At 55.4% G+C, this 23690-nt stretch carries 21 protein-coding genes; 5 read left to right on the plus strand and 16 right to left on the minus strand.

The window, feature by feature from the left end; genetic code table 11:
* Positions 1-69: 69 nt before the first annotated feature.
* Positions 70-1197 carry a 4-phosphoerythronate dehydrogenase PdxB gene (gene pdxB / locus V2154_RS14190; RefSeq protein WP_353502791.1) on the minus strand — a complete coding sequence of 376 codons (1128 nt, stop codon included), beginning with the start codon at positions 1195-1197 and terminating at the stop codon, positions 70-72.
* A gap of 100 nt (positions 1198-1297) precedes the next feature.
* A complete protein-coding gene (locus V2154_RS14195; protein ID WP_353502792.1) occupies positions 1298-2074 on the minus strand; it encodes a helix-turn-helix domain-containing protein in 777 nt (258 codons plus the stop codon).
* Between the two features lie 142 nt (positions 2075-2216).
* On the opposite strand from V2154_RS14195, the gene V2154_RS14200 reads away from it, so the two are divergent.
* A complete protein-coding gene (locus V2154_RS14200; protein ID WP_353502793.1) occupies positions 2217-3125 on the plus strand; it encodes a DMT family transporter in 909 nt (302 codons plus the stop codon).
* Between the two features lie 208 nt (positions 3126-3333).
* Complete coding sequence (gene flk / locus V2154_RS14205) at positions 3334-4380, plus strand: flagella biosynthesis regulator Flk (protein WP_353502794.1); 1047 nt, start codon at positions 3334-3336, stop codon at positions 4378-4380.
* Positions 4381-4392: 12 nt separating this feature from the next.
* Here flk and V2154_RS14210 read toward each other — a convergent pair whose 3' ends face one another.
* A complete protein-coding gene (locus tag V2154_RS14210) occupies positions 4393-4860 on the minus strand; it encodes a rhodanese-like domain-containing protein (protein ID WP_353502795.1) in 468 nt (155 codons plus the stop codon).
* Positions 4861-4985: 125 nt separating this feature from the next.
* On the opposite strand from V2154_RS14210, the gene pdxR reads away from it, so the two are divergent.
* Positions 4986-6467, plus strand: a complete 1482-nt coding sequence (gene pdxR / locus V2154_RS14215) for a MocR-like pyridoxine biosynthesis transcription factor PdxR (protein ID WP_353502796.1) — start codon at positions 4986-4988, stop codon at positions 6465-6467.
* Here the strand turns inward: pdxR and V2154_RS14220 are convergent.
* The 4 genes from V2154_RS14220 to fabB form a co-directional block, all read right to left on the minus strand.
* Positions 6450-7571 carry an SLC13 family permease gene (locus tag V2154_RS14220; protein WP_353502797.1) on the minus strand — a complete coding sequence of 374 codons (1122 nt, stop codon included), beginning with the start codon at positions 7569-7571 and terminating at the stop codon, positions 6450-6452. The genes pdxR and V2154_RS14220 overlap by 18 nt on opposite strands.
* Positions 7572-7785: 214 nt before the next feature.
* Entirely contained in the window at positions 7786-9246 is a 1461-nt protein-coding gene (locus tag V2154_RS14225) for a PepSY-associated TM helix domain-containing protein (RefSeq protein WP_353502798.1), read from the minus strand.
* 93 nt (positions 9247-9339) lie between these two features.
* Positions 9340-9780: a DUF2946 domain-containing protein gene (locus V2154_RS14230; RefSeq protein ID WP_437342006.1), complete on the minus strand. Its 441-nt coding sequence runs from the start codon at positions 9778-9780 to the stop codon at positions 9340-9342.
* 229 nt (positions 9781-10009) lie between these two features.
* Entirely contained in the window at positions 10010-11230 is a 1221-nt protein-coding gene (fabB, locus tag V2154_RS14235) for a beta-ketoacyl-ACP synthase I (RefSeq protein WP_034791854.1), read from the minus strand.
* Between the two features lie 169 nt (positions 11231-11399).
* On the opposite strand from fabB, the gene mnmC reads away from it, so the two are divergent.
* Positions 11400-13436, plus strand: a complete 2037-nt coding sequence (mnmC, locus tag V2154_RS14240; RefSeq protein ID WP_353502800.1) for a bifunctional tRNA (5-methylaminomethyl-2-thiouridine)(34)-methyltransferase MnmC2/FAD-dependent 5-carboxymethylaminomethyl-2-thiouridine(34) oxidoreductase MnmC1 — start codon at positions 11400-11402, stop codon at positions 13434-13436.
* 51 nt (positions 13437-13487) lie between these two features.
* Here mnmC and V2154_RS14245 read toward each other — a convergent pair whose 3' ends face one another.
* From V2154_RS14245 to prmB, 6 genes are all read right to left on the minus strand, one after another.
* Positions 13488-13772 (minus strand): YfcL family protein, encoded by a 285-nt coding sequence (locus V2154_RS14245; protein ID WP_353502801.1) that lies wholly within the window; start codon positions 13770-13772, stop codon positions 13488-13490.
* A gap of 32 nt (positions 13773-13804) precedes the next feature.
* Positions 13805-14362 carry an elongation factor P hydroxylase gene (locus tag V2154_RS14250; RefSeq protein ID WP_353502802.1) on the minus strand — a complete coding sequence of 186 codons (558 nt, stop codon included), beginning with the start codon at positions 14360-14362 and terminating at the stop codon, positions 13805-13807.
* A 107-nt stretch (positions 14363-14469) separates the two neighbouring features.
* Positions 14470-15270 carry a sulfite exporter TauE/SafE family protein gene (locus tag V2154_RS14255; RefSeq protein ID WP_353502803.1) on the minus strand — a complete coding sequence of 267 codons (801 nt, stop codon included), beginning with the start codon at positions 15268-15270 and terminating at the stop codon, positions 14470-14472.
* A gap of 46 nt (positions 15271-15316) precedes the next feature.
* Positions 15317-16171: a penicillin-insensitive murein endopeptidase gene (gene mepA / locus V2154_RS14260; protein WP_353502804.1), complete on the minus strand. Its 855-nt coding sequence runs from the start codon at positions 16169-16171 to the stop codon at positions 15317-15319.
* A gap of 25 nt (positions 16172-16196) precedes the next feature.
* Positions 16197-17282 (minus strand): chorismate synthase, encoded by a 1086-nt coding sequence (gene aroC / locus V2154_RS14265; RefSeq protein ID WP_353502805.1) that lies wholly within the window; start codon positions 17280-17282, stop codon positions 16197-16199.
* Between the two features lie 71 nt (positions 17283-17353).
* Complete coding sequence (prmB, locus tag V2154_RS14270) at positions 17354-18286, minus strand: 50S ribosomal protein L3 N(5)-glutamine methyltransferase (RefSeq protein WP_353502806.1); 933 nt, start codon at positions 18284-18286, stop codon at positions 17354-17356.
* A 215-nt stretch (positions 18287-18501) separates the two neighbouring features.
* Here prmB and smrB point away from each other — a divergent pair, with 215 nt between their 5' ends.
* Entirely contained in the window at positions 18502-19047 is a 546-nt protein-coding gene (gene smrB / locus V2154_RS14275; protein ID WP_353502807.1) for an endonuclease SmrB, read from the plus strand.
* 78 nt (positions 19048-19125) lie between these two features.
* On the opposite strand, the gene sixA is transcribed toward smrB, so the two are convergent.
* The 3 genes from sixA to fadI all read right to left on the minus strand — a co-directional run bounded on the left by sixA (position 19126) and on the right by fadI (position 23574).
* Positions 19126-19608: a phosphohistidine phosphatase SixA gene (gene sixA, locus V2154_RS14280; RefSeq protein WP_353502808.1), complete on the minus strand. Its 483-nt coding sequence runs from the start codon at positions 19606-19608 to the stop codon at positions 19126-19128.
* Between the two features lie 505 nt (positions 19609-20113).
* Positions 20114-22264 carry a fatty acid oxidation complex subunit alpha FadJ gene (gene fadJ, locus V2154_RS14285; RefSeq protein WP_353502809.1) on the minus strand — a complete coding sequence of 717 codons (2151 nt, stop codon included), beginning with the start codon at positions 22262-22264 and terminating at the stop codon, positions 20114-20116.
* Entirely contained in the window at positions 22261-23574 is a 1314-nt protein-coding gene (gene fadI, locus V2154_RS14290) for an acetyl-CoA C-acyltransferase FadI (RefSeq protein WP_353502810.1), read from the minus strand. Before fadI ends, fadJ begins: the two co-directional genes overlap by 4 nt.
* Positions 23575-23690: the final 116 nt, after the last annotated feature.

The following is a 23690-nucleotide window of genomic DNA, read 5'->3' on the forward strand; positions in this document are numbered from 1 at the left end:
AAAATGAATCGTACAGAAATACAAAGGGGCGGTAGTTCACCGCCCTCAAGTCGAAAATTGCGCCGGGCCTTAGCCCTGAACGGCAGTAAAACCGAGTTTATTGAGCAACTCGACGGTCGCCGGATTATCGCAAATTACTTTCAGCGATGACCACTCGCGGCGCTCTTCATAGAATTTGCGCAGTTTGTCGAACTCCCCGGCTTTGCCCGCCACGCGGCGTAACGGCGCGTCATCGCGGCGCACATCATACACTAAGTGAATAAGTCGCAGCAGTCTGGCTTCGTTCAGTTCCCCTGAGAATGAGACAACCGGGAACTCTGGCGCAGGCAGCAGCTCTTCCAACGGTACTTTTTGCGGCTGGCCGATAAACTGGCTGAATGCTTCGAACACCTGAGTGGTGCCGCGCGCCTTGCCTTCAAGGCTGTATCCGGCAATGTGCGCCGTGCCAATCGCCACTTTATCCAGCAATGCCAGAGAAAGATCCGGCTCCGGCTCCCATACGTCCAGCACGGCGGTGAGTTTTTTCGCGCCGTTGAGCGCGTCGAGCAGCGCGGCGTTATCTACCACTTCGCCACGACAGGCGTTAATCAAAATACGGTCAGCAGGCAGGCGTGCCAACAGGTCGGCGTCCACCAGATGGTGCGTGCTATAAGGCCCGGACATGTTCAACGGCGTGTGAAAGGTCAAGATATCGGCTTCTGCTACCAGTTGGTCCAGCGAAGAGAAAGTCTCTTCGTCACCTCGATCGGCGCGCGGCGGGTCGCACAGCAGAGTGCGGATGCCCAAGGCACGCAGGCGCGCATTCAGACGCGATCCCACATTGCCTACCCCAACAATGCCGACCGTTTTGTCGCGCAGCTGGAAGCCATCGCGCTGGGCCAAAATCAGCAGCGAGGAGAACACATATTCCACTACCGCAATGGCGTTACAGCCCGGCGCGGCGGAGAAACCAATCCCCTGCTGTTGCAGCCAGGCGTCATCCACGTGGTCAGTCCCCGCCGTCGCGGTACCCACGAATTTCACCGGCTTTCCTGCCAGCAGTGCCTCATTCACCTTGGTCACCGAGCGCACCATCAGGGCATCGGCGTCATTGAGTGCATCTTGCGGAATCGGCCGGCCCGGAACGGCCTGCACATTGCCCAGTCGGCTAAATAGCTCGACGGCATAAGGCATATTTTCATCAACCAGGATTTTCACGTGTGTCTCCGGCAGGCAGTGCCATTGAAAAAACAGACTATAAAGAGGAGGAAGATTTTGCCACGAACTGCGGCAGATCCCAATGCCAGCTTGTCACGGCTTACCGTTCATTACGAAAACGTTGAGGCGTGGTCCCAGATATTTGCTGGAACATGGCAATAAACGCTGATGATGAACTGTAGCCAACTTCCAGCGCCACGTCTTGCACCGTTTTGCCCTGCTCGAGCAGAGAAATCGAATGGAGGAAGCGCAGACGCTGACGCCATTCGGCAAAGCCCATGCCCAAATCCTGTTGGCAGCGGCGTGAAAGCGTGCGTTCGGTGGTGTAAACCCGCGCCGCCCACTCCGCCAGCGAGGTGTTATCCGCCGGGTTCTTCTCCAGCGCGTTTAACACCTGCGACAACAGCTTATTGTCGGACGTGGGTAAATAGGTGTTTTGCCGCGGGGCCTGACAGATTTGGTCCAACAGCACCAATGCCATACGCATATCGCGATCGGTCTCTGGCTCTGAAAGATCACGCAGCGCGAAGTCGTTGGCGATGGCGTTAAAAATCGGTGTCAGAGTGAGCAGGCAGGGCTTTTCAGGCAGGCCGTCATCCCACTCGGGCGCGATGTCGATGGCGCAAAAACGGGTCGTCCGGCGGTTATAGCTAGAGTGCTTCACTCCGGCGGGTATCCAGATAGCAAACTCGCGCGGCGCAAGGTAGCGCTCACCTTCAACCTTCATCGCCATCACGCCTGATTTGATGGTAATAATCTGGCTCCACGGGTGCGAATGGCAAACATATTCCGAGTTAGCCAGAATGGTTTCTCCGCGAAAGAGCAGCGTATTGGGGATCTGTTCAGGAAGCGGAGGATAAAAACGAGGCTGTGGCATAAAACCCCTTGTCAATTGTGGTCATCACAAATTCGGGATCAAGTTGTCCGAATTACGCAAAGCGTTGTCTGGTTATCGTTATATATAACAAACACGACAAACGTACACTAGCGCAACGATTTAACTACGGACGTATTTTTTCATGAATGCTCTCTTCCCATTACTGGCGGTGTTGATCTGGTCGATTAACGCCGTGGTCAGCAAGGCCTCTGCGACCGCCATCGATCCTGCGGCGATCTCCTTCTACCGCTGGTTTCTAGCGCTTATCACGCTCACACCCTTTGTCTTGCCGGGTGTAGTGCGCAATTTCAAAGAGATTAAGCAGTATTGGTGGAAATTGCTGATCCTCGGCCTGCTGGGAATGGTGCTTTTCCAAAGCCTGGCCTATTACGCCGCCCACACCGTGAGCGCGCTGTATATCGGCATCATCACCTCCTTTATTCCGTTGCTGACGGTGCTGATCAGCCTGTTTGTGTTGAGCGTGGTGCCAACCGTGGGTCTGGCGCTGGGCGGCGTGCTCTCTTTGATCGGCCTGGTGTGGCTGGTCAGCGCGGGCAACCCGGGCCAGCTGCTAGAGCACGGCATTGGTAGCGGCGAAATCATGATGTTTGTCGCCTCAATCTCCTACGCCCTGTATGGCGTGTTGACCAAACGCTGGGCGATCCCGCTGCCTAATTGGCAATCGCTTTACATGCAGATCTTGTTTGGGGTGCTGCTCCTGCTGCCAAATTTCCTGATGACGGAAAATGTGCAGCTAAACGCTCATAACATTCCCTTGGTGGCCTTTGCAGGCATTGCGGCGTCAATCATTGCGCCTTTCCTCTGGATTCAGGGGGTTATTCGACTGGGTGCAAACAAAACCTCTATTTTCATGAATTTGGCCCCCATCTTCACCGCCGTGATTGCCGTGATTTTCCTGCGCGAGCAGTTGCACAGTTACCACTTGATTGGGGGTGGTATCACCCTGCTCGGGGTAATTCTGGCCCAACGCCTGCGCCGTCCGCTCTTTGGCACTAAGCCAGAAGTGAAGGAAGATAAACCCGCCGTTTAATGATGTTATCGCCGCCTGTAACTCCACAGGCGGCATTATTTATCCTGCCTTTTATCGCTTTCGCGCCCCACTCGTCGTTTTCTGCAAAAAATAAGCGTAAGAATATTATTTCCATACCCATTCACAGTGTTGATTGATTTCGTTTGCAGGTATGATGTTGCGCTTGCGCGCTTTGCGCCGTTTTAACTCGCAGCGAAGGACTGGTGATATGCAACCTTTAAGTGGCCCGGGCGCGCCAATTGGCGACAACAGGATGCAACCGAATAACTCAGTTCCCGCGGGCTCTGGTGATAATCAGCAGCTTACCCCTGCGCAGCGCACTACCCTCGAAAAACTCATCGTCAAATTGATGGCGCTGACCCCCATGAAGTCCGCCGAAATTTGGGCTGGCTTACGCCACGAGCTGTCTCTCCCTCATGATGCTGAACTGACCGCCGCAATCTACCCGCGCGCGGAAGGCATCCTGCAAGGCAAATTGACGCAGGCACAGGACAGCCACGCCACGCGCCAGCTGTTCCAGCAGCTCACCGAATTATTGCCACAGGGCAATAACCGTCAGGCGGTGAGCGACTTCATTCGCCAAAATTTCGGCCATACCGTGCTCAGCCAGCTGAGCCACGAGCAGCTACAGCAGGTGTTTTTGCTGGTCCAAACTGGCGAAATGACCATTCCGAAACCGCAGCAAACGCCGATCACCGATCGCGCCCTGCTGCCTGCCGAACATAACAGTTTGCAGCAGCTGGTGACGCGTCTCAGCGCCGCCACGGGCGAAGCACCGGCCAAACTGTGGCAGCAACTGTTTAACTTAGTCGGCGTAAAAGTGGGCGAACCTATCCCGGCGCGCCATTTTCAGCTGTTAAGCCAGTTTATGCAGGTCAAAGCGGCGCTGAGCCAACCGACAGCGCCGCCGACGCTAACCACCTTGCTCAGCGTGTTGAAACAGCCAGCGACGCTGCAAGAAGTCCAGCAGCTGACGGAATATGTCGAAAGCCGGTTCAACGCCACGCCCAACACGCCGCTGAACGTCGCGCAGCTTAACGATCTGGTCGGCGTGCTGTTCAGCCAGCGCGTTGAACGCTCACCGCGACCGGAGAAAGTGGATGATAACTTTACGGTGGTGACCCGTACCGAGCCTCAGCCAATCATCAATCCGTTCGTCGCCATGCTGCCGCAGTCGATGCAATCCATGGGCGGCAAGCCGCTGGCTTTCATCGCCTTTGTGGTGGTGGTTATTCTGCTCTGGCTGCTGTTTTAAGCCGCACATTTACTAGCAACCGCACTCTTCCACGCTAAAATCGGCAGGATACTCGCCGCACTCAGCACCGGTCGCCAACGGATGGCGATCGCGAGTCCAGAAATCTAAGCCCCCTATCAACTCTTTGACGCGAAAACCCAGTTTCGCCAGCTTATAGGCCCCATTGGTCGAGCCGTTGCAGCCAATGCCATCGCAATAAGTTACATACACTTGCTCTCTATTAAGATGCCGCGTTGACTCTTCGGTCATCAAACGATGCGGAAAGCTGATTGCGCCCGGAATATGTCCGCGCTGATAGTGCGACTCAGCACGAGTATCCACCACCACAATGCCTGAAATACGGTTTTTCAAATCTTCGGCGACATCAGCGGCATCGGTGTAAAAACTCAATTTATTGAAGAGATAGGCTTCGCTCACCGCCTGAGCCGGTGGCGCAAACTGTAATACGGCTGACGTCTGGCTTTGCTGTTTTTGACTCATTTTGCCTCTCTCTTTCAATCAGGTAATAGGAACGCAGCGCATAAGGCGCAGCATGACAACGGTTGTATCATCCGCTATTTTGGTCTTATTCATAATGCCAATTCCCCAATATCTATAAGACCCATATGCGCACTTACACTGGCTCCTCGACCTTACTTACCCTGTTTGAGAATAGCCTCGAACCAGGACTCAATTTACGCGAGAGGCTTTGCGCTACGCTGCGTAAGGCGATTAACAGTGGCGCTTTAAGCAATGGACAGCGACTGCCTTCTTCACGCCAACTCGCCGCCGACTTGCGTATTTCGCGCATCACGGTTGAGGCCGCCTACGCGCAAATCGAAGCCGAGGGCTATTTGCGCCGCGAGATAGGCAAAGGCACCTTTGTCAGTATCGCCATGCCGCCGGAAACGACCTTTAAAAAGAGCCACAGACTGACACCAAGGCTGGCGACTCTTTCAGCTCGCGGCCAGCAAATTGTCGCGACCGGCGGCTGCCAAGACCCTCAGTCACCTCTGCCCTTCGCCGCGGGTAGCCCGGACTTACGCGTCTTCCCGCTGAAAATTTGGCAGCAGTTGATCAACAAGCATCTACGCATCGGGGGCACAACGCTGCTCGGCTATGGCGATCCGCAGGGTTTTGCTCCCCTGCGCGAAGCCATTTGTGCTTACCTCCAGCAATCTCGCGGCGTGCAGTGCAGCCCGCAGCAAATCATGATCACCACCAGCTCGCAGCAGGCTTTGCAGCTCTTGGCAACTCTGCTGCTCGATCGGGGTGATAGCGTCTGGCTAGAACAGCCGGGCTATCTCGGCGCAAGAAATGCCTTTACCAGCGCGGGCGGCAAGATATACCCGGTGGGAGTGGATGAAGAAGGCATGAACCCAGTCGGCCAAACCGTTCAGCCTAAAGTTATCTATCTCACGCCTTCCCACCACTACCCTTCCGGCGTTAGTCTTAGCCTGCCACGCCGACTGGCGCTACTGGGGCTGGCGCGGAAATATCAGTCGTGGATCATCGAGGATGATTACGACAGCGAGCTACATTATGATGGCCGCCCTTTGCCCGCCATGCAGGGGCTGGATAAACACCTGCAGGTGATTTATCTTGGCACCTTTTCCAAAGTGCTCTTTCCTTCCTTACGTCTGGCCTACGCTGTGCTGCCCGAGACGCTGGTCGAGCCTATGACCACGCTGCGCACGGTATATGACGGCCATTCGTCTCAGTTGATGCAGGCGGTGACGGCTGATTTTATTCAGTCTGGCCATTTCGCCGCGCACTTGCGTTTTTCACGCCAGCTTTACCATAGCCGCCGCAATCATTTGCTGGAGGAGATCCAGCAAAAGCTCGCAAACTGGCTGATTCCGCAACCCGCCGCCGGAGGCTTACAGCTGGCGGCTCGCCTGCCCGCTGGCTCCGAAAAGAGGCTGACTCAGCTGGCCTTGCAACAGGGTGTCGTCACGCCACGCCTTTCGCCGCTGTGGCTGCCCGAAGCTGGCGCGCAGGAGCAAATACCTGATGGCTGGCTGCTCGGCTTCTCGGCATTAACGCCGGGAGAGATAACCTCAGCGGTTAATCGATTAGCCAAGCTGCCCTTAGATCCAAGCCAGTAATAGCCAGCCGCTCAGGCCACTTAAAATAAGGAATGGGAAGGAGAAATAGTGGAACTTGAGCCAGATCTTGCGATCGTTGGCCATGCGCAGGGCAATGAGGTTAGCCAGTGAACCAATCGCAAGGCCGAAACCGCCAGCGTTAACGGCGTAAGCCAGCAAGGCGTTAGGTGGCACGTAGTTAATCATCAAAATGGTGGCTGGTACGTTGCTAATGACCTGCGACAGCCCGATACCAAGGGCGTAAACGCCCGCCGGGCTTAGGTGTGCAATCTGGTTCACCGCGTCACGCACGGCGTCTAAACCGACAATCAACCGCACGTCGATAAACATGGCGATAAACACCAGAATCAACGGCCAGTCGATGCGCAACAGCACCTGCCGCGCCAGCAAAAGAAAGCACAGCAGCACGGCAATCAGGCCATATAGCGCCACACCGAAATCCACACAGCCAATGAACACCACATACATCACCAGACAGCTAAAAAGCAGTTTTTTCTTGTATGGATAGCCCTGATTATTCTCCAGCCTTTTCAGTTTTATCGCGGGGAAACTCAGCCAAGTCACTATCAATAATGCCGCAAAACTGACGAATGCCAGCGGGCTCATTTGGGCTATAAACCCCAAAAATGACAGGCCGGATTTGTTCCACAACAAGATATTTTGCGGATTACCGATAGGCGTAAGTAAGGAGCCCGCGTTCACCGCCAACGCCTCAAAGATGATCAGTCGCGTGACGGGCAGCGTAGAGAGCTTTTTTAGGGTGATCGTGAGTGGAATGACGATAAACAGCGCCACGTCATTGGTCATAAAGGTAGAAAGCAGCGCGGCGGCACAAACCAAAAACAGCGCCAAATAGCGCTCATTGTTGATGCTGTTGATCATCTTACGGCCAACAAAATCAAAGTAGCCGCTCACCTCAACGCCCTTGGTCAGCATCAGCAACCCAATCAGCGTGACGATAGTTGACCAATCTACAAATTGTGCAAATTGGTGGATTTTCTCCGGCTGGAAAAGAGTCAGTACCACACCCAGTAGCAATAAGACGTGCAAAAAACGGTCACGTAAGAAGGGCTTGAGTAATGTTGTGAAGAAAGTTGCCAGCATAGTTTTCCGCAATGAGTGACCCTGTCAATTGCGCTGACGTTACCCGAAGACGTTGCGGCCCGCTACTGCAAAAATGAGTTTTCCAGCAAACCTCGTAATAAAAAACGAGGCCGCTGAGGGCCTCGTCAATAATTTGCGAGAAGGCTCGCAATCCCTTATTTCCGCTCGCTTTTCAGCTTGTTATTTGCACGCTGCGAGCTAAAGTCGGCGCTCATTAATTCACCGCAACAGCTTGGAGCCGGTTTCTATGTCGCAGCCAACGGAGCACATCAATCAGCAAGAAGATAAGCAGGCTTACCCCCATCACTGGCAGGCTGATGGAGAGAGCCAGTGCTATCAGCCCAATTGGCCATTGCAGGCTGGCAGGAAGTTGGCGCCACGTTTGAATCAGGGTTACCACCGGATGCGGGCCGCTGTTCATCGCCGGACGGCGCAGCCACCACATGCGGTAGCCCCAGCCAATCATCACGCACAGCCCAATGCCGAACAGCACCAGAATAGCCTGATTCCAGAAGCCAAACAGAATACCCATATGGGCATCAACGCCCCAGCGAGTGAGCTTCGCCAGCAGCGGGAAATGGGCAAACTCGGTATGGTCAATAATCGCCATTGTCTGAGGGTTAACCGATACGGCATCAACCTGCGTCGGCCAGCTTCGGTCCACTTCCGTCACCGTCCAGGCCTTATCCGCCGTATAAGCCGGGCGAATTTCTATTTTGTTAGCCGTGATCCCTGCATGACGCGCGGCGGCGATGACCTGATCGAAAGTGATCGGCAAAACATTAACCGGCTCAACTTTTGCTGGCATGTGATGAGCTGCCATATCGGGCATGTCAGGCATATCTGCCATGCTCATATCACTCATCTGGTGCTCGGCATGTTCACCCGCAGGAGCCGATTTTTCGCCTGCCAGAGTGGTCGCGACCGAAGGGGTCATCCAGCCCATATGTTCACGCAGGATGCTGATATTGCTCCCGGCCCACTGTGACCATGTCAGGCCGGTTACCGACAGAAACAGCATGCCGACCAACAGCGTGATGCCAAGCCAGGTATGCCAGCGGCGGCTAATGTGCTGCTTGGCAGCCGTGCCGGTAAGCTTACGGTTGCCACGGGTTTTCTGCCGGCTGGTTGCCCATAGAAGAATGCCGCCCAGTGCCGCAACCCACAGCCATGAAGCGGCGAGTTCGCTGTAATTACGGCCAATATCGCCTAGCAGCAGCTCGCGGTGAAGCTCATCGAGCCAGGTGCGTAAAGGCAGGATGCCGCTGGTGCCATAGACGGTCTCTTCGCCTTTAATATCCAGCGTCACGGGGTCAACAAATATTGCCTTGGTTTTGGACGCGCCGAGGCTTGGGTCGGACAGCATGACCCGCGTGGTTTCCCCCAGCGCAGGGGCTGGACGAATCGCAGCGATCTTCGCCTGATCGCCAGCAATGGCCAGCGCAGCTTCAATTTGCCGAGAGATCGGCTGCACGTCGCCTTTCGCGGAAGTAAAAAGCTCGTTGGCGTACAAGTGGTTTTCAAGCTGAGGGGTAAGTACATACAGCGTGCCGGTCAACGCGGCGACAAAGATAAAAGGCCCGACGAACAGACCGATATAGAAATGGATACGCTTGAGTAACGCAATGGACGCGGCTTTGGCCGTCATTTTGGTCGAGCTTGCAGGATGGCTCATCAAGAATGTTTCCTGAGTGTTCAAATAGCAGGTGCAGAACAGCAAAGCCAGGTCGGCACTGTTCAGACGATGTTTAATAGATGAAACAAAAAGCTATTTAAAAGCAGGAGGGGCGCGAGGCTGAGAGTCAGGGTAGAAAGCAGTGGGAACAGGACGAACGGCTGCGAGGCGCGGCGGTGCGCGGCTGGAGGTGTTAGACACCCACAGCATCGGCAGCGCTAACATATGCAACAGCGGCAGGTGGACCAAAAGTACGCAGTAACCACAGGCTGCGTCACTCATGTCGCCGGGCATCATCACTCCCAGCCCCATATCGTGCATGGGCATAGAGTTTTGATGAGCCGCAGTATCAGCCTGTTCAGCCATCTCGCCATGCGACATCGGTATGTCGGACTCTGACATCTCTGACATATCCATCGATGCCATAGGCATTTCTGCCATCGACATCTCTGTCATCGCCATGCCAGGCATCATCGAATGCGACATGCCAGCAGCCACCAGTGATTTTGACACCACCGGCGCGATAAATAACATCAGGATGGCCAGAATCCCAAGCCAGGCAGGAAAAAGAGTGTGCCTGTGCTTTATCTGGCTAAGTGAGAGCATTGCATCTTAGTTATAAAAGTATCTATTGAGTGAAAAGAAAGCGGCGGAATTGTACCTGAATAGTTAAGTCGTTTGTAGCTGTTGAGGCATTGGGGAGTGTGACGGCGAGCATAAAAAAACCCGCACGATGGCGGGTTTTTCAAAGAGAACGACGAGATTACTTGTCGTTTTTCAGCTTACGCATAACCAGCGTGGCGTTAGTACCGCCGAAGCCGAAGCTGTTAGACATCACGGTAGTCAGCTCGCGCTGAGTTGGCTTAGTGATGATGTCCATACCTTCAGCCTGCTCATCGAGGTTTTCGATGTTGATGCTTGGCGCGATGAAGTTATTTTCAGCCATCAGCAGGGTGTAGATTGCTTCCTGCACGCCCGCAGCACCCAGTGAGTGGCCGGTCATGGCTTTAGTAGAAGACAGAGCTGGTGTTGTAGCGCCGAACACTTCGCGGATTGCGCCGAGTTCTTTCACATCGCCTACTGGAGTAGAAGTACCGTGTACGTTGACGTAGTCAATCGGGGTGTCCACACCCTGCATTGCCATCTTCATACAGCGCACTGCGCCTTCGCCTGATGGAGCAACCATGTCTGCGCCGTCAGATGTTGCGCCGTAGCCCACGATTTCTGCATAGATGTGCGCGCCACGTGCCAGAGCGTGTTCCAGCTCTTCCACAACAACCATACCGCCGCCGCCAGCAATGACGAAACCGTCACGGGCTTTATCGTAAGTACGGGAAGCTTTATCTGGAGTGTCGTTGTAGCTGGTAGACAGTGCGCCCATAGCGTCGAACTCACAGGCCATTTCCCAGCACAGCTCTTCGCCGCCACCGGCGAAGACCACGTCTTGTTTACCGAGCTGAATCATCTCTACCGCGTTACCGATGCAGTGAGCAGAAGTCGCACAAGCAGAGCTGATGGAATAGTTAACGCCACGAATTTTGAAAGGAGTCGCGAGGCAAGCAGAAACGCCAGACGCCATCGCCTTAGTCACCATGTATGGACCTACGCCGCGCAGACCTTTAGCACGCATGCCGTCAGAACCCGCAACCTGGTTACGTGGTGAACCGCCGCCGGAACCTGCGATCAGGCCGGTACGTTCGTTAGAAACCATCTCAGGCGTCAGGCCAGAATCCTCGATAGCCTGCTGCATGGACAGATAAGCGTAGATAGAAGCATCACTCATGAAACGCACGACCTTACGATCGATAAGCCCTGCGGTGTCTAACTTAACATCACCCCAGACATGGCTACGCATTCCGGCATCTTTCAACTCTTGCGAGAAGGTGATCCCTGAGCGCCCTTCTTGCAGGGAGTTAAGTACTTCCTGCTTGTTGTTACCGATGCTCGAGATGATACCCAGGCCAGTAATGACTGCACGTTTCATTTAATACCTCTTGTACTATTAACTATTCGGGATTTCGTGACGCACTCTAGCGTACAGTTGTACGCCGAACAAGTCCGATCAGCAATTCCTTGTGTAAATCGCAGTAAATTTGCGCGAGGTCAAACTGGCCGTTAAACTTCGGCATCGCCTTGAACTGAGGGAGTTTCATGTGAGCCACACCCCAATCCAGCCCGCCGAATTAAGTTGGAACGAACAGGGTACACCTGTTTCCCGACATTTTGATGACGTCTATTTTTCCAACCAAAATGGCCTGCTGGAAACCCGCCACGTCTTTCTAAACGGTAATGGATTCCCACAACGCTTTGCCGAACATCCGCGCTCGGTCTGCGTTATTGCAGAAACCGGATTTGGCACCGGCCTGAACTTTCTCACTCTGTGGCAAGCCTTTGATGACTTTACCCAGCAGCAGCCCGAAGCTCGTCTAAAACGCCTGCATTTCATTAGCTTCGAGAAATTTCCACTGTCCGTAAATGACCTGACTGCCGCCTTAAACCAGTGGCCTGAACTTGCCGACTATGCCAGACAACTTGTTGCCCAATGGCCGCTGCCTTTTTCCGGCTGCCATCGCCTGCTGCTGGACGACGGGCGCATCACTCTCGACCTATGGTTCGGCGATGTTACTACCCTGCTTCCGGCTTGTGACAGCAGTATGAATCAACAGGTTGACGCCTGGTTTTTAGACGGTTTTGCCCCTTCTAAAAACCCCGATATGTGGACTCCCGAGCTGTTCGCCAATATGGCGCGGCTTTCACGCTCGCAAGGTACGCTGGCAACCTTTACCGTGGCCGGTTTTGTCCGTCGCGGTTTACTCGATGCAGGCTTTGACGTCGAGAAAGTGAAAGGGTTCGGTCAAAAGAAACATATGCTTAGCGGCGTGATGAATAATCCGCTAAATCTGCCACATTCGGCTCCGTGGTATCAGAGACCGGCGGCGGAAAACACCCAAAACATTGCCATAATCGGCGGTGGCGTCGCCAGTGCCGTGCTGGCACTGGCGCTGCTGCGGCGTGATTTTAACGTCACTCTTTATTGTGCCGATGACCAACCGGCTCAGGGAGCTTCGGGGAATCGTCAGGGCGCGGTTTACCCCTTACTTAATGGTAAAGGCGACGCGCTGGAGCGATTTTTCTCCCACGCATTCACCTTCGCCCGTCGCCAGTATCAGGCTTTAGCAGCAAGTGGCGTGGCCTTCGACCATCAGTGGTGCGGCGTAAGCCAGATTGGCTATGACGCCAAGAGTCAGGGGAAAATTGATAAGATCCTCGCAGGCGAACTGCCAGCCGAGCTAGCCACCGCCCTCACTCAGCAGCAGCTGACCGAAGCTTGCGGCTTAGCGTGTCATCACGGCGGGATCAGCTATGGGCTGGGGGGCTGGCTCTGCCCCGCTCAACTCACCACGGAGTTAATCCGACTGGCCGAGACGCGCGGGCTAAAGGCACATTTCAACCAGCCGGTCACGGCGTTACGACAGACCGAGGACAGCCTCTGGGCGCTGACCTTCGCCAATGGCGAAACCCTAGTGCATGACAGCCTGGTGCTGGCAAACGGGGCGAATATTACTGATTTCCAGCAAACCGAGAAGCTGCCGGTCTACGCCGTCGGCGGTCAGGTTTCACATATTCCCACCACGCCTGAGCTGCAAAAGCTTAAACAGGTGCTGTGCTATGACGGCTACCTCACCCCGGTTAACCCGGCGAATCAGCATCACTGTATCGGCGCGAGCTATCACCGCGCTGACAGGTCGACGGCTTATCGCGAAGACGATCAGCAGCAGAACCGCCAGCGGCTGATTGACTGCTTGCCGCAAGCCGGCTGGGCACGAGCAGTCGACGTGAGTAGCGGCGAGGCGCGAAACGGCGTGCGCTGTGCAACACGCGACCATCTCCCGATGGTGGGCGCAGTAGCCGATTATGACGCTATGCTGGAAACCTACAAGAAACTGGATATTGCCGTAAAACGCGGCCAGCCGGTGGCCGATGCGCCTTATCATCGCAACCTGTTCCTGCTTGGGGCGCTGGGTTCGCGTGGGCTAAGCTCGGCCCCGCTGGCGGCGGAAGTGCTGGCGGCGCAAATTTCAGGGGAGCCGATGCCGCTCGATAGCGAAACGCTGGCGGCGCTTAATCCACATCGCATGTGGGTAAGAAAGCTGCTGAAAGGCAAGCCGGTGGTGAGTGAAGAGAACTGACAGAATTGACAAAGGGCCTGGCGGCCCTTTGTTTTTACAAGGTATGACTGATTATTTGGCTTCTGGCAGAGACGCCTGATAGAGATTTTCCCACATGCCGAGCACCAGAACCTGATCGCGCGGGGAGAGCTCTCCGGCCTGAATAGCCTTATCCAGACTGTGTCGGACACGAATTTTCAATGCTTCGGCAGTGTGTTCGCCGTTTTCTTCCGCGTCGGCAACCGCCACGGTCAGATGGCCTCGCAGATAGCCACTGGCGAACAGCTCATCATCGCTGGCGCTTTCAACCATGTCGTCAATCAGCGTCAAAATACGCGCTTCAAATTCTGCGATCATCAATCATCCTCAATTATTCAATATTCAGAAATTCATTCTAGCGGTTGCAGCGCAGGGAAATCTGCCGCCGTCAAAGGTGCCGTATTGTAAAACGATTGTAACGCTTTTATAAAGCGCGCCGGTCTTTCTGGGACGCCTTGTTGCAAGATCCGCAGCACTTCTTCGCGGACCTTATTGTGGAAAGCCACGCGGTCCGGCTCACAATCGCCGCTCAGATTGTCACAACTGACGTTAAAGCGGAACCCGGCGGCGGCGCAAAATAGCCACTCATAGGACTGGGGCTTAATTTCCACCTTCTCGAATTCACTTTGCGTTTGCGCGTCACGGCCGTCCGGGCAGTACCAGTAACCAAAATCCACCAGCTTGCGGCGCTCGGCCCCCGCCACGCACCAGTGGGAGATTTCATGCAATCCGCTGGCGTAGTAGCCGTGAGCAAAAACGATGCGATTGAAATCTTCCTGTTCATCGGCGGGCAGGTAAATTGGCTCGTCATCACCTTTAATCAGCCGGGTGTTGAATTCCTCATAGAAGCAGGAATCAAAAATCTGGATTAATTGATGATAATTATGGGTTTCTGTTGAATCGGACATAGTTGCTGCGAAACTCTATCAAGTGAAATTAGGGGCAAATACTCCCCTATTTGAATATTGTTTTTACTGATGTTGATCAGTGATTTGCGCCGGTTAACCGCCGATGACTACAGGTGCAGACTGAGCCACTGATAGATCTCCGCCCCGTGGCTGTCATAAATCAGCTTACAGCTCATCACCGTTGACACACAAACCACCATCGGACGGATCATCTTCTGCCCTTTAGATAACACCATGCGAGCACCGAGGCGCGCGCCGATAAACTGCCCGGTCAGCATCACCAAGCCAATACTCCAAATCACTTTGTGGCCCATGATGAAAAACAGCAGGCCACCAAAGTTAGAGGTGAAGTTCAGCACTTTGGCGTGTGCCGTGGCTTTGGCAAGATTAAAGCCGCACAGCGTCACAAAGCCCAGCGCGTAGAAAGAGCCCGCCCCCGGCCCGAAGAAGCCGTCATAAAAGCCGACGCAGCCACCGCCGACTAATGCATATGGCAGCGCGGATAAGCGGCGCTGACGGTCGCTTTCGCCCAATCTTGGCGTCAGCAGAAAATAGAGACCAATGCAGATGATCAGCAGCGGCAGGATCTGCCGGAGCATGTCTGCGCGCAGGTGCTGAATCAAAATCGCGCCCAATACCGAGCCAACAAAGGTGCAGGCAATATTGAGCTTTTGGTCGTTAAGGTTCACCACCCCACGGCGCACAAAGTACAGGCTAGCGGAGAAAGATCCCCCTACCGCCGACAGCTTATTGGTGGCAATCGCCTGAGCGGGAGACACACCCGCCGCCAGCAGTGCCGGCAAGCTGAGTAGCCCACCGCCACCGGCTATTGAATCAATAAACCCCGCTAAAACAGCCACTAAAAACAGAACGCCTACTACCCAAGGGGCAACAATCAACCAATCCATTTTTCTTTTTGTCTCGCTCTATAAAGCGGGGAATGTTCAATAGCGATTAGAGCACGTGTTTATCCAGCAGCGCCTGACAAGACGGCGGCAACGGAGGTGGCTCTTTTTTCACTGGTGTACCGGTGCCCGGTTTCGGTGGCAGGAACCAACTTTGCAGTTCCGCGCCGCAACCATCTCCCGGCGGAGGTGGCGCCTGATCTTCACATTCCAGGCTGCCCGCAGGGCAACGCAGACGGACATGCATGTGCGCACGATGGCCAAACCACGGACGAACTTTATGCAGCCACGCGTGATCCGTTCCCGCATCGGCACACAGCTGCTGTTTGATGGCCGGGTTGACGAAGATGCGCGTCACGTCGCTGTCCTGCGCGGCCAGCTTGATCAGCGTTTCAATGCGTGGTTGCCACTGTCGCTGATTGACGGTTTTACCGTCAGCATTGACCAAATCAATAGGCTGCGGCTTGAGCAGCATCTGCTCGCTCCAGCGCTGACGCGGCAGTTGCAGCCAGATATCAACATCCAAACCCGACTGGTGGCTGGCATGTCCGCTGCTGAAACGACCACCGGCTGGCATCGCCATATCGCCAATCAGCATGGTGCCAAGGCCTTTATCCGTCGCCTGGAGTCCCAGACGTTTGATAAAAGCCAGCAGGTCAGGCTGGCCGAAATAGCGGCGCTGGTCAGTGCGCATCACCTGGTAATTAGGCGAATTCAGCGGCAGAGGCTGGGCGCCAATCTGGCAGCCGTTGGCGAAACCGCCGATGGCCTGCGGCGACCCGGCCACCGGATGGGTGATTTTCTGCCAAGGCGTCACCGCCAGAGCGGGCGCGCAAAACGCCAGCGCCAGCAGACCCGCGCAGGCCGTTTTAAACAAATTTGCCGTCATGAAAGCAGGTTTCATCGGTTTACCACCTTTGATTCGCCAATCACCAGCGCGGAACGCTTGAGTTCACATCACCGTTTTGCGCACGTTGGCGCAGCAAGTGGTCCATCAGCACGATAGCCATCATCGCTTCAGCGATTGGCACGGCGCGGATGCCCACACAAGGGTCATGGCGACCTTTGGTGATCATCTCCACCTGCTCCCCTTGGCGGTTAATGGTGCGCCCAGGCACGGTAATGCTGGAGGTCGGTTTCAGCGCGATATGCGCGATAACCGGCTGGCCGCTGCTGATACCGCCGAGAATGCCGCCTGCGTGGTTGCTTTCAAACCCATTTGGCGTGATTTCGTCACGGTTTTCGCTACCGCGCTTAGTCACCACGGCAAAACCGTCGCCGATTTCCACGCCTTTCACCGCGTTGATGCTCATCAGCGCGTGAGCCAAATCAGCGTCAAGACGGTCGAAGACCGGCTCGCCGAGGCCCGCTGGCAGGTTTTCCGCCATCACGGTAATTTTCGCGCCGATAGAGTCACCGGCCTTTTTCAACTCGCGCATCAGTTCGTCCAGCGCCTCCAGCTTGGACTCATCCGGGCAGAAGAAGGGGTTGGTTTCTACTAAGTCCCAATCTTTCAGCTCACAGCTGACGTCGCCAATCTGTGCCAGATAGCCACGGACTTTAACGCCAAATTTTTGCGCCAAATATTTCTTGGCGACGGCACCGGCGGCAACGCGCATCGCGGTTTCACGGGCAGAAGAACGACCGCCGCCGCGGTAGTCGCGCACGCCATATTTCTGCTCATAGGTGTAGTCAGCGTGTCCCGGACGGAAAACGTCTTTAATTGCGCTGTAATCCTGAGAGCGCTGGTCAGTATTCTCGATGATCAGGCCGATGCTGGTGCCAGTAGTCACCCCTTCGAACACGCCGGAGAGGATCTTCACCTGATCCGGTTCGCGGCGCTGAGTGGTGTAACGCGACGTGCCCGGACGGCGGCGATCGAGATCGTGCTGCAAATCTGCTTCGGTCAGCGGAATGCCCGGTGGCACGCCGTCGATGATGCAACCCAAGGCCACGCCGTGGGATTCGCCAAAAGTGGTGACGCGGAAAAACTGCCCAATACTGTTCCCTGCCATCACGGCTCCTTAACCATTATGTTGTTTATTTGATGAGGTGACCGGCTGCGAGGCCCGTCACCCAAAATTTTTTAGTCGCGGTAAGCAGTGAAATACTCAGCGCAATCCAGCAACTGCTGCTTGGTCAGCATAAATACGCCGTCGCCGCCGTTTTCGAATTCCAGCCAGGTAAATGGAATATCTGGGTACTGTTCCATCAGATGTACCATGCTGTTACCCACTTCACAAATCAGCACGCCCTGCTCTGTCAGGTAGTCTGGCGCGCAGGCCAGAATGCGGCGAGTCAGCTTCAGACCGTCGGTGCCGGAAGCCAAGCCCAGCTCAGGCTCGTGGCGATATTCCTGCGGCAGGTCTGACATATCTTCTTCGTCAACGTATGGCGGGTTGGTGACGATGAGGTCGTACTGCAATGACACCAGCTCGCGGAACAGGTCGGAGCGAATCGGGGTGACCCAATTCTCCACGCCGTGGGCTTCGATATTGCGTTCGGCCACCGCCAGCGCGTCGGCAGAGATATCTACCGCGTCGACTTCCGTTTCCGGGAAGGCATAGGCACAGGCGATGGCAATACAGCCGCTGCCAGTACACATGTCGAGAATGTGCTGCGGCTTGTCGCGCAGAATGCCGGAGAAGCGATTGTCGATCAGCTCGCCAATCGGTGAGCGTGGCACCAGCACGCGTTCGTCAACGTAGAACTCCATGCCGCAGAACCAGGCTTTGTTAGTCAGATAGGCGACCGGAACACGCTCGTTAACGCGGCGGATCACGCGCTCAACGATGCGATGGCGCTCACTGGAGGTCAGGCGCGCGGTGTGCATGTCTTCTGGAATGTCGAGCGGCAGGAACACGCTTGGCAGCACCAGCTGCACGGCTTCATCCCACGGGTTATCGGTACCATGGCCATAATAAACATTAGCGGCGTTCAGGCGGCTTACTGTCCAACGCAGCATGTCCTGAATGGTGTGAAGCTCGCCTACGGCTTCATCTACGAATATTTTGTCCAATTTTCTCTCCTGACGGCAGGCTGGCTTTTAACAGCCCTTTAACCGTGGGTTTACAGTACCTAATTTGCCGCATAGTTTGCCACGAAGCCGGGGACAAATCAGCAGCTATAGGAAGTTGTTGCGAGAAGTGATGGGAATTTAAGTCTGAGTTTTTGTTAACCCTCGACTAATGCGCAGGTACACTGTGAAAATGTGCTAAGAATGATGACGAATCCATGAAGAAAAAACATGCGCTAAGCCCGGAGGAAAAGCTGCTTTTCCGTGAAGCCGTGCCGGGGATTAAACGCCTGCAAAATGACACTATTACTCATCGTCCGGTGCGTAAAAAAGTGACCGAAGTATCGCCAAAAAAGCTGTTGCAAGAACAGGTTGACGCGACTTACTACTTCTCCGATGAATTCCAGCCGATGTTGCAGGAAGAAGGCCCGGTGCGCCACCTGCGCCCTGATGTCAGCCATTTCGAATTAAAGAAGCTGCGCCGCGGCGACTACTCGCCGGAGCTGTTTCTCGATTTGCACGGCCTGACTCAGCGCGAAGCCAAGCAGGAGCTGGGCGCGCTGATTGCCGCCTGCCGCCGCGAGCACGTACACTGCGCCTGCGTGATGCACGGTCACGGCAAGCACATCCTCAAGCAACAGACGCCGCTGTGGCTGGCGCAGCACCCTGACGTGTTAGCCTTCCATCAGGCACCCAAAGAGCTGGGCGGAACCGCCGCGCTGCTTGTGCTGATTGAGCTGGACGATAAGCAGCATGAGCTGTAACCGCCGCTGACTCGCAAAAGCAGAAAGCAAAAAAGCACAGCCTGAGCTGTGCTTTTTCATTTTTAGCGGAGCAACGTTTTAGACCTTCGCCATCACCTGACAAGGGCTGAACTGCCAGTCAAAGGTGCCTTTGCCGGTTTCAGCGTCTAACTCTACGCTGGCCATCGCAGAAGTGGCGAACATCGGCGGGCAAACGCCCGGGCACAACTCGGCGACCAGATACCCAACCAGCGGCAGGTGTGAAACCACCAGCACGCTGCTCACACCTTCCAGCGCCAGCGCATGGAGTTCTTGCGCGACGACGGCAGGATCGCCCCCCGGAGTCAGTTCTTTCAGAACTTCCACCTCATCGGGCAGACCGATGGCCTGTTTCACTTTTTCCAGCGTCTGCTGCGCACGTAGATACGGGCTAACCAAAACACGCTGAATATTGATTGCGCGACCTTTCAGCCACGCCGCCATATGTACTGATTCGTCACATCCGCACTCGGTAAGAGGTCTTGCCGAATCACTGGCTGCTTCAAGAGCTGCCTCACCGTGACGCATAATCACAACTTGCATATTGCACCGCTTTTGTTAACAAAAATAGCGCTATACAGAAACGCCTTGCGTGCTGTATCACCCTTTGCCCGATGCTTTCGTTGAAAGCCTGAAGGGCAAACCACAGCCACCTAACGCGCCGTCTCTCTATGGCGGCCGGGCATTTTGCCTGAAACTTCACGTAAAGAAAACGCTGTTTTTTACATCAACTGATTCCACTTGTAAACTAGTTTGCCTACTTATTAATCATATCGGATGTATTTCAAACGCTTGCTGCAAATCTCGCCAGTTTGCCTACGGCTAACAATATTTCTTTTCGATTTCTTTTCGCACAGATGCATTATCTAACTCATCACCGTATCTGGAAACAGACCCTGCCAGATTCCCGCGAAAACGCGACATAAGCCGTGATCGTTGTCACAGGATGATGAGCTTTCATGCGCGCTGAAATAATTCCGGCATGAAAGCTTTTCATCATCAGTCGATCAATCGCTTTTTACCGCGAACAGCATCATGACCAACCACATCATGAATAGAAGCGGCTGCCCTCTTGCGCTCGGCGTATCAGGCCAGGGCATGGCGCGAAGTGCTCGCCATAATGCTGTTGCAGGCCCTGCAAGGTTTTCAGTACCTCCGCCGCGCCAAGCTGGTCAATGTAGCGGAACGGGCCGCCGAGGAACGGCGGGAAGCCGATGCCAAACACCGCGCCAATGTCGCCATCGCGGGCGCTGCGAATAACATTTTCGTCCAGACAGCGCACCGCCTCGTTGAGCATCAGCATCACGCAGCGGCGGGCGATCAACTCCCCGCCCTGCTGCTGTTTTGGCGACAGGTTAAGCAGCCGATAAATTGCCGGATCAGCCTGTTTCTTCTTCGCCGGTCGGCCTTTATCCGCATAGAGATAGAAGCCTTTGCCGTTTTTGCGCCCTTTACGGTCGTCCTCCAGCACGGCGTCCAGCGCGCGCGGCGCGGCAAAACGCGGGCCTAAAGCATTCACCAGAATCGGAATGATTTTAGTACCGACGTCGATCCCTACCTCGTCCAGTAATTGCAACGGCCCGACCGGGAAACCGAAATCAACCAGAGCCTTATCAATGTGTTCAATCGGCTCCCCTTCTAGTAAGCAGCGCGCCGCTTCATTAATGTAAGGAGCGAGAATGCGGTTTACATAGAACCCGGCGCTATCACCCACCACAATCGCCGTTTTCCCCTGTTTCTTCGCCAGCGCGACGGTGGTGGAAATGGCCTGCTCACTGGTTCCTGCGTGCGGGATCACTTCCACCAGCGGCATTTTGTCTACCGGGCTGAAATAGTGCAGCCCAATCACGTTCTGCGGCCTACTGGCCGTGGCTGCAATGTCGTGAATCGGCAAAGAAGAGGTGTTTGAAGCAAAAACCGTATGCTCAGAGGCATTTTGTTCTATCTCGGCGACCATTTTTTGCTTCAGCGCTAAATCCTCAAACACGGCTTCGACCACCAGATCGACGCGCTCAAAGCCGCTGTAATCCGTGGTGCCGGAGATCAGCATCATCTGGCGCTGCTGCTCGGCCTTTTTCAGTCGACCACGGCGAACGCGCTTCTCCAGCAGGTCCCAGCTGTATTTCAACGCGTGGCGAATGCCTTCCTGATTGATGTCTTTGATTCTCACCGGCAGGCCCGCGCGCGTGGCGGTGACATTGGCGATACCGCCGCCCATTAGCCCGCCGCCGAGAATGCCGACTCGGCGCAGTGGCAGAGGGTCGGCGTCTGCGCCACGCTCTTTTTTCAGCGCCGTGGAGGCAAAGAACAAGCCGCGCAGCGCCGCCGACTGTGGCGTCATCACCAGCTCGCCAAAGGCTTCGGCCTCGGCCTGATAACCACTGGTACGCCCGCTATCCAGCCCCTGTTTCACCACGTCGATGATCTTTTCGGTAGCGGGATAGTTACCGTGGGTTTTAGCCCGGGTCTTCTTGCGAACTACCGAGAATAGGAGTGCCTTGCCCAAGGGACCGCCCGCCAAACGCGCCTGCCAGGGCAGAGGTGCACGGGTTTTGCGCCCTTGCAGCACGCGATCGATGGCGGTTTGCAGCAAAATGGATTGCGGCACGGCGTCGTCCACCAGCCCCATTCGCTGAGCCTGCTTGGCGCGAATGCTGCGCCCGGTGAGCATCATATCCAGCGCTTTCGGCGCGCCAATCAGCCTTGGCAGTCGCTGCGTGCCGCCGGAACCCGGCAACAGGCCAAGCTGCACTTCAGGCAGGCCAAGCTGGGTTTTATCGTCCAGTGAGCAGATTCGCGCGTGGCAGGCCAGCGCCAACTCTAGCCCGCCGCCGAGGCAGGCTCCGTGAATGGCGGCCACCACCGGCACCGGGAATGCCGAAATGTGCGACATCACCGTCTGGCCTTTGGTGGCTAACTCACTGGCCTCGCGGGCCGTTTTGCAGCCGCTGATCATGCTGATATCAGCCCCGGCAATAAAAGAGTCGGTTTTGCCGGAAATCAGTACCAGCCCTTTCAACTGTGAATATTGCTGGGCTTTCTGCAAAATCGTGCCGATTTGTTCAACAAATTCAGCCTTTAAGGTATTCACCTTTTCATTCGGCACGTCGATGGTGATGATGCCAACGTGCTGGTTGGTAAAGGTCAGTTTGAATGCAGAATCGGGCTGGTTCTCCAGTAAGAACAGATCGTCGGTCATTCGGCTGCCTCCAGAATCATTGCGGCACCTAAACCACCCGCCGCACAGGCAGTGGTCAGCCCGTAACGCCCGCCGCGACGGCGAAGCTCGTGTAATGTTTGGGTGATCATGCGCGCCCCGGTGGCGGCAAAAGGATGGCCATAGGCCAGTGAACCGCCGAGCACGTTGAATCTCTCCCAGTCTATTTCGCCGATGGATTGTTCACGGCCCAGCTTCTCACGGGCGAACGTCTCACTGGCGAACATTTTGATGTTTGCCAGCGTTTGCGCGGCGAAAGCCTCGTGCATCTCAATTAAGTCTAAATCGCCGAGCGTCAGCCCTGCCCTGTCCAGCGCAATCGGCGTGGCATAGGCTGGCCCAAGAAGCATGTCTTCCCAAACGTCGATGGCGGCGAAGGCAAAACTTTTCAGATAACCCAGAGGTTTTAGGCCAAGTTCGCGCGCGCGGGATTCACTCATCATCAGCACCGCCGCAGCGCCGTCGGTTAATGGCGTGCTGGTCGCGGCAGTGACCGTGCCGTGGCGGCGGTCAAACGCCGGGCGAAGTTTGGTGTACTGGCTCAGTTCTGACTGAGTGCGGATGTTGTTGTCTTTTTGCAAAACGTCGCGGTACGGCGGCACTTGGGCGGCCATCACCTGCGAATCGAGATAGCCGTTCTCCCACGCCTGAGTCGCTAAAGTGTGGGAACGGTGCGCCAGTTCGTCCTGCTGCTGGCGGGAAATACCGTGGGTTTTCGCCATCTGTTCGGCGGTGTCACCCATGCGCAGGCCGGTGGAGTACTCGGCCACGGCGGGCGGCACCGGCAGCAAGTCGCGGAATTTCAATTTGCTAAACAGCGCCAGGCGCTGTGACAGCGTGCGGGCTTTATTCACATCGACTAAAGTGCGAGCCAGCCGTTTGCTGACCCCAATCGGCAAGACCGAAGAGGAGTCCGCGCCCCCGGCGATGCCGATACTGACCGAGCCGCTAATGATGCTTTCCGCCACATTGGCCACGGCCTGAAAACTGGTGGCGCAGGCGCGGGAGACGCTATAGGCGTCGGTCGAGACGCTCATGCCGGTGCCGAGCACGATTTCGCGCGCAATATTCGGTGCTTCGGGCATTTGCACCACCTGCCCAAACACCAGCTGATCAATGATTTGGGGGTCAATGCCGCTTTTCGCCAGCAGCTCACTGACCACCATCTTACCTAAATCCACCGCCGGAATGCCGTGGTACGCCGTGGCCTGCTTAGCGAATGGCGTGCGTAAACCATCGACAATCGCAATGCGATCGCCTTCACGCGTCACCAGCGGGATAACCTTATTCATACGGACTCCAAATTAAGAGGTCAGACCTGATAAGTCAGTTTTAACCATATGTTTACATTTAGCAAATGCCTAAAGGAGGGAACTGCGAGCGACTGCAAAAAAAAACCGCGACACAG

Origin of the sequence: Ewingella sp. CoE-038-23 (genome assembly GCF_040419245.1) — a bacterium.
GTDB classification, from domain to species: domain Bacteria; phylum Pseudomonadota; class Gammaproteobacteria; order Enterobacterales; family Enterobacteriaceae; genus Ewingella; species Ewingella allii.

Excerpts from the sequence above, each read along its gene's own strand:
- V2154_RS14195 (WP_353502792.1), bottom strand. The coding sequence starts at position 2,074 with ATGCCACAGCCTCGTTTTTATCCTCCGCTTCCTGAACAGATCCCCAAT.
- V2154_RS14200 (WP_353502793.1), top strand. The coding sequence starts at position 2,217 with ATGAATGCTCTCTTCCCATTACTGGCGGTGTTGATCTGGTCGATTAAC.
- flk (WP_353502794.1), top strand. The coding sequence starts at position 3,334 with ATGCAACCTTTAAGTGGCCCGGGCGCGCCAATTGGCGACAACAGGATG.
- V2154_RS14210 (WP_353502795.1), bottom strand. The coding sequence starts at position 4,860 with ATGAGTCAAAAACAGCAAAGCCAGACGTCAGCCGTATTACAGTTTGCG.
- pdxR (WP_353502796.1), top strand. The coding sequence starts at position 4,986 with ATGCGCACTTACACTGGCTCCTCGACCTTACTTACCCTGTTTGAGAAT.
- V2154_RS14220 (WP_353502797.1), bottom strand. The coding sequence starts at position 7,571 with ATGCTGGCAACTTTCTTCACAACATTACTCAAGCCCTTCTTACGTGAC.
- V2154_RS14225 (WP_353502798.1), bottom strand. The coding sequence starts at position 9,246 with ATGAGCCATCCTGCAAGCTCGACCAAAATGACGGCCAAAGCCGCGTCC.
- V2154_RS14230 (WP_437342006.1), bottom strand. The coding sequence starts at position 9,780 with ATGTTATTTATCGCGCCGGTGGTGTCAAAATCACTGGTGGCTGCTGGC.
- fabB (WP_034791854.1), bottom strand. The coding sequence starts at position 11,230 with ATGAAACGTGCAGTCATTACTGGCCTGGGTATCATCTCGAGCATCGGT.
- V2154_RS14245 (WP_353502801.1), bottom strand. The coding sequence starts at position 13,772 with ATGATCGCAGAATTTGAAGCGCGTATTTTGACGCTGATTGACGACATG.
- V2154_RS14250 (WP_353502802.1), bottom strand. The coding sequence starts at position 14,362 with ATGTCCGATTCAACAGAAACCCATAATTATCATCAATTAATCCAGATT.
- V2154_RS14255 (WP_353502803.1), bottom strand. The coding sequence starts at position 15,270 with ATGGATTGGTTGATTGTTGCCCCTTGGGTAGTAGGCGTTCTGTTTTTA.
- mepA (WP_353502804.1), bottom strand. The coding sequence starts at position 16,171 with ATGAAACCTGCTTTCATGACGGCAAATTTGTTTAAAACGGCCTGCGCG.
- aroC (WP_353502805.1), bottom strand. The coding sequence starts at position 17,282 with ATGGCAGGGAACAGTATTGGGCAGTTTTTCCGCGTCACCACTTTTGGC.
- smrB (WP_353502807.1), top strand. The coding sequence starts at position 18,502 with ATGAAGAAAAAACATGCGCTAAGCCCGGAGGAAAAGCTGCTTTTCCGT.
- sixA (WP_353502808.1), bottom strand. The coding sequence starts at position 19,608 with ATGCAAGTTGTGATTATGCGTCACGGTGAGGCAGCTCTTGAAGCAGCC.
- fadJ (WP_353502809.1), bottom strand. The coding sequence starts at position 22,264 with ATGACCGACGATCTGTTCTTACTGGAGAACCAGCCCGATTCTGCATTC.
- fadI (WP_353502810.1), bottom strand. The coding sequence starts at position 23,574 with ATGAATAAGGTTATCCCGCTGGTGACGCGTGAAGGCGATCGCATTGCG.